The 10837-nt window shown below is 72.3% G+C and carries 13 protein-coding genes; all 13 read left to right on the top strand.

The window, feature by feature from the left end:
- Positions 1–224 precede the first annotated feature (224 nt).
- The 13 genes from ACFV8T_RS39375 (at position 225) to ACFV8T_RS39315 (ending at position 10733) form a co-directional block, all read left to right on the top strand.
- Positions 225–503, top strand: coding sequence for a hypothetical protein (locus ACFV8T_RS39375; RefSeq protein WP_385337023.1), 279 nt, complete (start codon positions 225–227; stop codon positions 501–503).
- Complete coding sequence (locus ACFV8T_RS39370) at positions 500–634, top strand: hypothetical protein (RefSeq protein ID WP_383060566.1); 135 nt, start codon at positions 500–502, stop codon at positions 632–634. Before ACFV8T_RS39375 ends, ACFV8T_RS39370 begins: the two co-directional genes overlap by 4 nt.
- A gap of 36 nt (positions 635–670) precedes the next feature.
- Complete coding sequence (locus tag ACFV8T_RS39365; RefSeq protein WP_383060568.1) at positions 671–847, top strand: hypothetical protein; 177 nt, start codon at positions 671–673, stop codon at positions 845–847.
- A gap of 207 nt (positions 848–1054) precedes the next feature.
- Positions 1055–1309 carry a WhiB family transcriptional regulator gene (locus tag ACFV8T_RS39360; RefSeq protein ID WP_383060657.1) on the top strand — a complete coding sequence of 85 codons (255 nt, stop codon included), beginning with the start codon at positions 1055–1057 and terminating at the stop codon, positions 1307–1309.
- A gap of 215 nt (positions 1310–1524) precedes the next feature.
- Positions 1525–1713, top strand: a complete 189-nt coding sequence (locus tag ACFV8T_RS39355; RefSeq protein ID WP_385337095.1) for a DUF5999 family protein — start codon at positions 1525–1527, stop codon at positions 1711–1713.
- A gap of 105 nt (positions 1714–1818) precedes the next feature.
- Positions 1819–2184 carry a hypothetical protein gene (locus ACFV8T_RS39350; RefSeq protein WP_385337019.1) on the top strand — a complete coding sequence of 122 codons (366 nt, stop codon included), beginning with the start codon at positions 1819–1821 and terminating at the stop codon, positions 2182–2184.
- A gap of 56 nt (positions 2185–2240) precedes the next feature.
- Complete coding sequence (locus ACFV8T_RS39345; protein ID WP_385337016.1) at positions 2241–4433, top strand: hypothetical protein; 2193 nt, start codon at positions 2241–2243, stop codon at positions 4431–4433.
- A 114-nt stretch (positions 4434–4547) separates the two neighbouring features.
- Complete coding sequence (locus ACFV8T_RS39340; protein WP_385337013.1) at positions 4548–5165, top strand: hypothetical protein; 618 nt, start codon at positions 4548–4550, stop codon at positions 5163–5165.
- A 127-nt stretch (positions 5166–5292) separates the two neighbouring features.
- Complete coding sequence (locus tag ACFV8T_RS39335) at positions 5293–6855, top strand: hypothetical protein (RefSeq protein ID WP_385337010.1); 1563 nt, start codon at positions 5293–5295, stop codon at positions 6853–6855.
- Between the two features lie 14 nt (positions 6856–6869).
- Positions 6870–7271, top strand: coding sequence for a hypothetical protein (locus ACFV8T_RS39330; protein WP_385337008.1), 402 nt, complete (start codon positions 6870–6872; stop codon positions 7269–7271).
- 173 nt (positions 7272–7444) lie between these two features.
- Complete coding sequence (locus ACFV8T_RS39325) at positions 7445–9733, top strand: hypothetical protein (RefSeq protein ID WP_385337006.1); 2289 nt, start codon at positions 7445–7447, stop codon at positions 9731–9733.
- A gap of 77 nt (positions 9734–9810) precedes the next feature.
- Positions 9811–10296 carry a hypothetical protein gene (locus ACFV8T_RS39320; protein WP_385337003.1) on the top strand — a complete coding sequence of 162 codons (486 nt, stop codon included), beginning with the start codon at positions 9811–9813 and terminating at the stop codon, positions 10294–10296.
- Positions 10297–10397: 101 nt separating this feature from the next.
- Positions 10398–10733 carry a hypothetical protein gene (locus ACFV8T_RS39315; protein WP_385337000.1) on the top strand — a complete coding sequence of 112 codons (336 nt, stop codon included), beginning with the start codon at positions 10398–10400 and terminating at the stop codon, positions 10731–10733.
- The last annotated feature ends 104 nt before the right edge of the window (positions 10734–10837 follow it).

Raw genomic sequence — 10837 nt, 5'->3', positions numbered from 1 at the left:
TGCTATGCCTCCCCCCCCCTCCTCATGAGCGATACGCACCGGCTCCGACACAAAAAAAAAAAAAAACCACCCCCCCCCCCCTCCCCCCTCTGGGTGGGGGCCCCCCCGGGGCCGTGGCTGCTCGTACAGCAGTCAGCTCCCCAACCAGGGAGCGAACGGTGACAGCCCCAGGGATTAGGGCCCCGGGGCTGTCCAGGACCTGACTGGAGGACCTGATGCACAGCATGACACGCACCATCCCCGCCCCGTCGAACGGCCTCTACCGCGACATGGAGGACGACGACAACCCGCGCGGCCCGGAGCGGGACGAGACCGACACCTTCCACCAGCTGGTCCGCCACCTGGTGGCCGACGGCGACTCCCAGGCCGTGAAGGCCGGCCGCCGCGCCCGCCGCAAGGTGGCCGAGATGGCTCCCGGGTTCGTCCGTCAGCCGGTTCTGCGCATGACCACCGCCGACATCGTCTTCAAGGCGAGCGAGCAGGCGAGGGGGTACGCCGCATGAGCGCCCTCGAAGACCAGCAGGCGGCGACGGCCGCAGCGGCCGAGGCTGCCGCCAAGGCCGAGGCGGACCGTCGACAGGCCGAGGAAGCCCTTCGGCGGCACGCCCAGTCGGTGATCGGGATCGGTAAGTGAGGGGCACTCGACGTGCCCAAGTACAGGCTGGCCGCCGTGACTGACGACCTGTACGCCCGCTACCAGCAGGCCGCCGCCACCTGGCGTACCCACCGCGAGACGTGCGCGGCCTGCCGGTCCGAGCAGCACTGCCCCACCGGAGCCCCGCTCTACCGGCGGCTCGCCGAGCTCCAGGACGCCTACCACGCCCGCCAGTCCAACCGGCAGCGCTGATTTCCCGGCGTAGCCCGTCGTCCCCGCCGCCTTCACCGGGCGGGGCCGGCGGAGAGCGCCGGGAGCTCCCGCCCGCTCCGGCCCCTCCGGCCGCCGACATAGAACAGCCCCGGGGCTCGCATCCCCGGGGCCGCTTCGTACTACCGGACCTTCTGGGAGGCCCATGTGTTCACCATCGTAAGCACCGCCCCGTACGACCACGACGCCATCTCCACCGCCGCGCCCGCCAAGCCCCGCCCGGCCTGCGCCGACGAAGACCCCGAGCTGTTCTTCCCCATCGGCAACACCGGCCCGGCGCTGCTCCAGATCGAGGAAGCGAAGGCTGTCTGCCGCCGCTGCCCGCTGATGGAGAACTGTCTCCAGGACGCCCTGGACCGTACCGAGTCCGGGGTGTGGGGCGGCACCGACGAGGACGACCGCCGCCGCATGAAGCGCCGCGCCGCCCGCAAGCGCACCGCCTGACTCCCGCCGCACGGGAGCTGCGGGCAACTTCCTGCCCACCTCGCAGCACCGCCGCACAACGGCTGTCCGCACGACGGGCAACCGGCCTCTTTGTACGTCTCCAGCCCGGGAAAATCCCGGGACCGCCTTCCTCCCCGCAGGAGAGCCCCATGGAACGCAGCCACCAGCTCGACACCGCGACGACCCCCACCGGCACCACTCAGATGCCGGACTCGCTGTGCACGCACGTCCCGAAGTGCCCGACGGCCACCAGCTCGGACCGTGAGGCCGCGCAGGTCGTGGCCGCTCACCCGGAGCAGGGCTGGAGCCTTCTGTGCAGCGGCCTCCTGCTGTTTGAGGACACCGGGGAGCTGCTGCCCGACGGCCAGATCATCGCCCCGCACCGGCCCCTCGCCACGGTCTGACGGCTGCCTGATCCGCCCGCACCGACCGCCAACTTCCTGGCGGCCGGGTCGGGCGGTGACGGGGAGCCGGAGAGCCCGGACCACCTGAACCGCCAAGGAGTTACCGTGCGCGACAGCGCCCAGAGCACCACCCCCGCGATCAAGTTCCACCGGGGCCAGTTCGTCCTCTACCGCGACCCGGAAATGTTCTGGACCGGGCAGGCCGGCCACACCTTCGTCTGCCGCGTCGACCGGGTCTGCCTGGGTGACACCTACGACCTGACGCCGCTGCCGTCGGGCGCGCCGATCTTCTTCGCGAACCCGGACTACATGCGGCTCCTGCCGTCCGTCGACGCGATGCGCGACATCGACACCGCCCCGCTGAACACCGACGGCGTTGCCGACGACATGACCGCGGCCGCCATCGCCTGGCTGACCCAGCAGCACACGACCGCCAACCAGCGGGCGGAGCTGCCCGCCCAGCGCGACTGACCGAACCACCTGAACCGCCGCCCGCCCGGGGCGGCACTCACCCGGAAGGAGGCGGTGTGGCCGCCACACGAACCGCCCGCAAGAGGAGCCCCGCCCGCAAGAAGCCGGCGGCAACCCGTCAGGCCCCGCAGCCCACCGCCTCCCCCACCCCCGACGTCTCCCCGGCCCCGGCCGCGACGACGGACACGGAGACGGAGGTCGTCGACCTTGAGGCGCTGGCCCGCGTCGCGGACGCCCGGGACCGGGCCGCCGACGTCATCGACACCGCGCGCGAGCAGGCCGCCGCCCTCCAGGCGGAAGCCGAGACCGCCGCCGCGCGCACCGTCGCCGACACGCACGATCAGGTCACCGTGCTGATGAACCAGGCGCAGACCCGCGCCGCGGACATCACCGCCAACGCCGACCAGGAGGCCACCGCCCAGCGCCAGGCCGTCAAGGTCGACCTGGAGGCGGCGCGCGGCGAGGCCGACCGGCTCCTGGCCCAGGCCCGCGAGCGTGCCGACACCCTGGTGGGGGAGGCCCGCGCGCAGGTCACCGACCTCACCGAGTTGGCCGCCACCGACCGCGAGGCCACGGCCACGGCGGTGGCCGAGCTGCGGCGCCTGGCCGAGACCGATCTCACCGAGATCGGCGCCCTGGTCGACCAGCGCCGCACCGAGGCCGGCCAGATCCTCGCCCGCGCCCAGGAACAGGCCGACGACCTGGTCGCCGCCGCGCAGCGGGAGGTCGAGCAGGCCCGCGAGCGGTTCGCCCAGCTCGCCCAGAAGGCGGCTGAGCAGTACGACGGCCGCCGCGGCGAGGCGGAGGCGCTGTACGCGGACGCGGTCAAGGCCGCCGACGACCGGCGCCGCGAGGCCGACGCCCACGTTGCCGCCGTCCACACCGAGGCGGAGCAGGCCCGCACCGAGCTGCGGACGAAGCTGCGCGCGCTCACCGACCAGTTCGACGCGGAGGCCGCCACCAAGCGCAAGGCACTCGCCGACGAACTCGCCGGGCTCAAGGCGGCGTGCGACAAGCAACGCGAGCGGCTGCGGGAAGAGGCCAAGACCGTCGCGGTGCAGCTGCGCGAGGCCGCCCAGAAGGAAGCGACCCGCATCACCACCGAGGCGGAGCGCAAGGCGAAGGCCATCACCGACCGGGCGCAGGCCGATGAGGCCCGCGCCCGCCGACTGCTCGACGAGGCCCGCGAGGCCAAGAAGGCCACCTCCCGCTGGCGCGGCTGGCACCAGAACCTCAGCCGCAAGGCGTGGAAGACCGCCCCCTGGATCGCGCTCGCCGCCGGCGTCGGCCTCGCCGCCTCCGGCGAGTACGAACTGGCCCGCATGGTCGGCATCAACCAGTACGTCGCCCCGCTGCTCCCGGTGTCCATCGACGTCTACTGCGTCACCGCGTTCCGCGCCAAGCGGGACATCCCGGCGGCGCTCGCGCTGATGGCGTCGGCGAACGTCGTCTTCCACCTGTCGGAGCAGGCGCACCTCGTACCCGAGGGGCAGTCCGCTCCGTGGTGGCTGACGACCTTCGTCGTACTGATCTTCGTGGCCGTCATCTGGCGCGTCCACTCGCTCATGCACGACGACGGTACGGACGGACACGGTGGTACGGACACGGCGACCGGGACGGACGGACGTACCAGTACGGCGGCCGGTACGGCCGCTCGTACGGATGGTTCGACCGGTACGCAGCATGCCCGTACAAGCCCATCCGGTACGGACCTGTACAGCGCGTCAGCTGGTACACCGCCCCTTCGTACGGGGTCCGGCGCCGCTGGTACGGAGCCTGTACATGCCGCCTCGCACCACACCGCCCCCGGGGCGGCGAATGCGGGTCTGACCAGCGCGTACAACACCCGTACAGGCGGCGTACAGGCCACCTCGCACGGGGCCGCGCGTACTAGTACGGAGCACACCGGCCGTACAGGTTCGGCGACGTACGCGAGCGAGACCCGTACCAGTACGGTCACCGCCCGTACGACCCCGGCCGACGGCGTACCAACGGCCCGTACCAGTACGGCGGGTGCCCGCTCGCGTACCACCCAGGCGGCCACCGCAGGGCGTACCGGTACGGCGACGCTCGCCCGTACCGATGAGGAACTGCTCCCCGCTGTACAGACGCTGCCGCGCGACGCGAACGGCTTCGTCACCATCTCGCGCGTCCGTACGGAGCTCTCCGTCAATCAGCCCCGCGCGATCCGGCTGCTCTCTCGGGCCGGCCTGCTCCGCCCCGAGGACGCGGACAAGTACCTCACCTGACAGATCGTCCGGCACACATCAGTGAAGGCCAGCCCGCTCGAATCGGGCTGGCCTTCGCTGCGACTGCCGGAAGCAGTCAACAGCCCCGTAAGTACAGCACTGGAGGTCACGTACATGAGCACGGACGACGAATTCCACCGCCTGGTGCGGAGCTTGAGAGAGGACCCGGAGCCGGAACGGCGCCCGGCCGAGACCGCGCCGGCAGCTGCTACTCCGGCTGCGAAGGGGCTGAAGGCGGGGCGGTCGCTGGCCGCGGTGGTGACCAACCGGGCGATGGTCCCGGTGGCCGCCGCGGTGACCGTCGTCGCCCTGTCCGGGGCGTTCCTGGGCTACCAGCACTACGCCACGCAGCAGGCCGCCGAGCAGGCGAAGTCGGCGCAGATCGGTCTGGAGCGGCAGCGCCTGGAAATCGAGGCGACGAAACACGAAATCGAGGCCAGTAAGGTCGCGCAGGCCGAGAATTTGGCGGAGGCGAAGCGCGCGGAGAAAGCCCGCGCCGAGTGCTACAAAGCCGCTCAGGGAATGTCCGACTGGAAAAAGCCGGACTTCCTGGAGAGCTGCACGGCAAATTTCACTCCGGATATGTCGGGTGACAGCGACGGAATGCAGAACGCCGCCTCGTCGGGTGGGTCCGGCATGCCGTCCGGGGCGTCCCTGCTCGGCGGTCTCGCCCTGGTCGGGGCGGGCTGGTTCGTCGTCTCCCGCATCAAGGCCAAGCGTCACCCCGCGTAGTCAGTATGGGGGTTCTCCCTCTCTCCCTCCCTCTCTCCCTCCCCCTGAAAAGAACCCTCATCCCGTCCGTGGGCGGGGTTCCCGGGCGGAGGGAGAGAGGGAGGGAGAGAGGGAGAGTCCACACAGAGTGACAGGAGTCACGGTGGAGATCTTCCTGCTCCTGGCCGTCGGCGCCGCAGCCAAGCACACGACCGACTCGGTCCGTGGGTGGCTGGCGAGACGCGACCAGAAAGCGCAGGACGACATGGCCGCCCACGAGGCGACCGTGCAAGAAATCGCCGCAGGGAATTACCCCGGCAGCCCCGAAAAGAAAGGAAAGACCGACCCGAAGAACACCGAGGGAGGCAAGGGAAAGCACCACACTTTACCTTCTTCCAGCCCTTCCGGGCCCGCCCCGAAGGGCGACGGAAAAGAAGAGCGCAAAGAAAGCGCGAAGTCCGCCCGGAAAGCCGCACGGGAAGAAGCAAAGGCGCGGAAGAAAGCCGTGCGGGACGAGGCCAGGTCGCGGAGCAGCGCCGGCCAGGCGGGAGCGCCGGGCGGGAGCGCCGGGCCGGGCGGGAGCGCGGGACGAGCCCCGGTTGGCGCGAACACGAAGGGCCCCAGGAAGCCCGGACCCGCTTCCGGTAAGGACGGGAAGGGCGCCGCAGGCGGATCCGGCGGCGGCAAAGGCGCCGCCGGGGGATCCGGCACCGGTACCCCGGGCGGGAAGGGCGACACAGCGGCGAAGGACAAGGCCGCCCGCCAGGCCGAGAAGGACGCCGCAGCCAAGGACAAGGCCACCCGCCAGGCTGAGAAGAAGACCAAGAAGGAAGCGGACCACGCTGCCCACGCGGACCGGCTGGAGCGCCGGAAGGAGCGCTCCCGTAAGGCCGGGGCCGCGACGGGGCGCGCCGCACGCAAAACGCTGGACGCCCGCCGTGACCGTGCCGCCCGGAAGAAAGCGGCGAAGGAAGCCGCCGGCCGGGCGAAGGACAGCACGACCACCACCACGGACCCCGCTGGCCCGACCAGCGCGGGCGGCACGTTCGCGGGCGACAAGGCCAAGCACGCCGGGCCGCGGGCCGGGAGCCGCGCCGGCCGCGCCATCCAGTCGGCCCGCGCATACGGCGAGGGGTTCCTGCAGGGGTTCAAGGACGCGATGGACCAGGCCGCCCGCGAGCACGCGGCGGCGCAGGCACAGAAAGCACTCGACGAGACAAGGAAGCCGCCCATGGCGAAAGAAGCAGCACCGGCCACCCCCGTACCCGTGACCGGTGAGGACTCCAAGACGGGGCTCCTCACCCTCGGGAAGGGCGCAGCCCGCAAGACCATCAGCCGCGGCGAGGTGAAGACCCTGAAGAACTTCACCGACCGCCTCGGCGATTACGCCTCCACCGCGGGCAGCGCCGCCGACGACTGCAAGGTGCTGAACGGGCAGGCCCAGGAGTACGCCGCGCAGGCCACCGCCCTCGCCGAGGAATGCCGGGCGGTCAAGGGCGGCGAGGGCCTGGTCGGCGAGTGCACGGCGCTCGCGGAGGCGGCGACCGTCCAGGGCGCCGCGGCCGACGAGCTCCACGCCCGGATGCTGCGCGCGGTGGAGTCGCTGGAGGCCACCTCCGCGAACGCCGCGACCCGGCACGGCGGGATCTTCCAGGCCGTCGCCGACTCGCCCCTGTCGTCCCCCGCCGAGTCCCGCTTCTACAACTCCTAGAAAGAGAGACCCTCATGACCGCACCCACCACGGCGCGTACCGAGGCGGAAGACCTCACCTACCGGCGGCTCGTCGCGAAGGTGGAGGCCCTGTCCTCTGCCGTCGGGGCGAACGCCGAGCAGGTCGCCGAACTCGGCCGCGACACCGAGGAATACGCCAAGGACCTGGCCCGGGTCACCGAGATGCTCGCGACGGTCGCCGTCGACACCGCCACGATCGGCGAGTGCCAGGACACCGCGCAGGTCATGACCGGCGCCGCCGAGGCAGCCGTCACCTATGTGTCCGCGACCGACGCCACGGCCGCCGCCGCGCGCGCCGTCGGCAAGCGCGCCGCCGCCGACCACGGCGGGATCCAGGAAGCGGTCGACGCCTCGGCCGTCTCCATGGCCGACGCCTCCTTCTACGCGCAGGAATGACGCGCCGGCAGGACTGACACACCAGCACACCGCGGGGGGGGGGGGGGGGGGGACCCCCCCCCCCCCCCCCCCTCTCCCCCCCCCCCCCCCCCCCCCCCGCCGCCATGTCCCCGCCCACCCCCGCACTTCCCCATCCCGCCCCCTGCCCAGCTCTGCACAGGAAGGACAGGCTCATGACCGAGCCGACGACCCAGCCCGCCCCCACGGGCACCGAGCCGAACACCTCCGGCACGGTGGACCTGACGGCCGCCGCCCTGCTCGCCCTGTCCCCCGCGGCCGCCCTGGCCGTCGGCACGCAGATGGACTCCATCCCCGGTGTGATCTCCGCCGCCCTGGTCGCCGGGGCCGGGGCCGGAGTCGTGACCGGAACCCGGATGGCCACCGGCCACACCACACTCAACCTCCCCGAGACCTCGCTCGTCCGCCGCCAGGCATGGGCGCTGGTCTCGGCCTCCGGAGCGTCCCTCCTGTCCCTCCTCGCCGGATTCCTCGACGGCGCGGCCGGCCCCGACGCCCTCCTCAGTACGGTGTTCGCCCCCTCCTGGGCGCAGGCCGGATACACGGTCATGTCCGGCGCCTGGTGGGCCGCCACCGGATTCACCGTGTGGCAGCTGCGCAAGCAGCTCCTCTACCGCCAGCCCGCCCCCGAACCCACCCCCGCCCCGGCCGAGGAACCGGCCGCCCCGACCACCGAGCCGCCGCGCCCGGTCCTGCCGCAGCAGATCAGCCCGACCGGATCCGTGGCCCGGATCCTGCACATGTGGCAGTACATCGGCGGCCCCAACGGTGTCGCCCCCGACCACCTCCTCAAGGACATCGAAGTCGCCGCGGACGGGTCCTGGACCGGCCGCGTCCTGTCCCCCCTCGGCAAGACCGTCTCGGCCCACGTCAGCCAGGGCACCCTCGCCCAGGTCTACGGATGCCCCGACGGCTGGGTCACCGTCGCCGACGGCTTCAACTCCGGCGAGCGGATCGTGTCCGTCCTCTCCACCGCCCCCGCCCCCACGGCCGGTGTCGACGACTCCACCCCCCAGGGTGTCTGGGCCGCGTACGTTGCCGCCCCCGGCCGCCCGCTGCCGGGCACCACCCTGGAGAACGTCGGAGTCAACACCGCGGAGCAGGGCGGAGGATGGCGCGCCTACGTCCGCGCCGACCGCCGCCGCGTCCCCACCCCGGACCTGGTCGACCTCGCCGCCGCCCTCGGCGTCGACCGCCTCTCCCTCATCTCCTACGTCACCACCTCCGACCCCACCCGCGCGATCGTCCGCGTCATGGACCGCAACCCCCTGGAGGACGGCATGCCCATCCCCTCCCTCGACGCCCTGAAGGCGTCCGACGGCGGCTACATCTCCATCGGCCGCTACGTCACGATGACCGAGGTCCTGGTCCAGCTGTGCGAGCCCGGCGACGGCGCGAAACACATGATGATCGCCGGGGCCACCGGCTCCGGAAAAAGTGCGCTGATCGAAGTCCTCGCCCTGGCCTGCCACGCCAACGGGTACGCGCTCGTGCTCGCGGACCCGAAGGGCAACAGCTTCCGCAAGCAGACCTACGACATGGCCGCGATCCACGGCTTCGGTATCGACGGCTCGATGACCGCCCTGCGCGCCGCCCACGCCAAGCTCAAGCAGGCCCAGAAGGACCTGGAGGGCACCGGGCAGAACACCTTCACCCACACCCCGGAACGTCCGCTGACCGTCGTCGTCCTCGATGAGGCGTCCCGCCTGCTCAACAAGAACTCGCCGGTGAAGGACGAAGCGGTCGCCATCGTCGACGACTTCGCCTCCCTCGGCCGCGCGCTCGGCTTCTCCCTGGTGCTCGCCAACCAGATCGTCAACCTCGACCAGCTCGGCGGCTCGCAGGCCGTCCGCACCAACCTCATCGGCGGCGGCACCCTGGTCATGCTCCGCACCTCCTCCGGCCAGAAGCACCTGGCCGACCTCCCCGACGAGTTCGGACTCGTCGACCCCTCCCAGATCCCACAGACCTGGGTCAGGGAACTCAGCCTGGACGGCGTCCCCGACGGCGACCCCCGCCGCACCTACGGACTCGGATACGGCGCCGGCCCCGGAGCCATGGCCGAGATGATGCGCACCTCCTACGCCCCCGACCTCTCCGCCCTCTACGACCCCACCCGCGTCGTCCAACTCGACTTCACCGGCGTCGACACCACTGCCCCCGTCACCCCGACCGCACCCGCCGCGCCGTCCTCGACCCGGTCGTCCTCCGCCCCGGCCTTCGCCGCTCCGGTTGCCCCGGCGAAGGAAACGGTCGAGGACAAGGTCCTCGCGGTCCTGGAAGAGACCGGCGGCGGCGCCCTGCGCCGCAAGCAGATCCTCGACCTCACCCAGGCAGGCGCCGCCCAGCTCGACCGCGTCCTCAAAAAGCTCCGCGAAACCGGAGCCGTGATCAACCCCGACGGCATCGAGGGCCTCTACGCCCTGCCCGCCGACGACAACTGACCCACCACCACACACCGGCACACGACGGCCCGGGGCACCCGCCCCGGGCCGTCGCACACCCCCGGAAGGAACAACCCGTGCTCACCCGGACCCGCCCCCGCCCGTACCAGCCCACATGGACCCCGGCCCCCGCACCCGCGGTCCCCCTCACCGGCCCGCCCACACCGCACCCGACGCACAGCGCGGCAGAGACCGCCCACTACCTGAACACCCTCACCACCCACATCCCTCCGGCCCCGACCACCGCCTCCCCCATCGCGGCCGTGCTCGCCGGAGCCCTCCACCTCCTCGAAACCTGCGGCTGGGCCGCCACCGGCCGCACCTGCCGCAACCCCACCGGAGCCCTCTGCCTCCTCGGCGCCCTCCGCGTCGCCGCCGGCAGCACCCCGAACTCCCAGTCCCCCGACGCCAACCGCGCCGCCGCCTTCCTCCTCGACATCGTCCAGATCGCCTACCCCACCGCCCAGACCATCCCGTCCTGGAACGACAGCCAGCCCACCGCACGCCAGCCCCTCGCCATGCTCCGCCTCGCCGGCCACCGCGCCCGGATCCTCGGCATCTGACCACTCACCCCCACCCGACCCGTCGCCTCGCCCGGAACCTTCCAGCGGGGCGTTGCACTGTCCTGCGCCATCCACCCCAGCCACCAGGAGACCCAGACCCCGTGCGCCGCTACCGCTATCGCTGCACCGTCTGCCGCACCACCAGCCCCGTCGTCCATCAGATCCACGACCTGGCCGCCGAAGGCGAGGCCCACCGCCAGACCATGCACGGCGGCCACTTCCCCGACGACGAAGCGGCCGGCCGCATAGACCGCCTCGGCCGCTGGTACACCACCCTGACCCCGCTGGTCGCCCTCCACGCCCACCTCGCCGACGCCCTCAGCGACCTCCGCGACCCCAAGGCGATGGGCCACTACTGGTGGGCCTCCGCCGGCGCCACCCTCACCCTCGGCAGCGCGGCCGCCCTCGCCCTCACGTTCATTTCCGCTGCCCTCTGACCCTCAGCTCCGACCGCCCTGCCTGGCTCTCGCCCACCGACGCGGTGGGCGAGGACCGGGCAGGCCGACCGGCCCACCCCGCCCCATCCCGCGCCCCGCCGGCC

Source organism: Streptomyces sp. NPDC059832, from assembly GCF_042731715.1.
Classification (GTDB): Bacteria; Actinomycetota; Actinomycetes; order Streptomycetales; family Streptomycetaceae; genus Streptomyces.
The sequence above is the reverse complement of the archived record's forward strand: the minus strand, read 5'-3'. Positions and strand labels throughout refer to the sequence as shown.

Bases quoted from the DNA above. Each gene is read 5' to 3' on its own strand.
- ACFV8T_RS39340 (WP_385337013.1), top strand. From the start codon at position 4,548: ATGAGCACGGACGACGAATTCCACCGCCTGGTGCGGAGCTTGAGAGAG.
- ACFV8T_RS39370 (WP_383060566.1), top strand. From the start codon at position 500: ATGAGCGCCCTCGAAGACCAGCAGGCGGCGACGGCCGCAGCGGCCGAG.
- ACFV8T_RS39330 (WP_385337008.1), top strand. From the start codon at position 6,870: ATGACCGCACCCACCACGGCGCGTACCGAGGCGGAAGACCTCACCTAC.
- ACFV8T_RS39375 (WP_385337023.1), top strand. From the start codon at position 225: ATGACACGCACCATCCCCGCCCCGTCGAACGGCCTCTACCGCGACATG.
- ACFV8T_RS39325 (WP_385337006.1), top strand. From the start codon at position 7,445: ATGACCGAGCCGACGACCCAGCCCGCCCCCACGGGCACCGAGCCGAAC.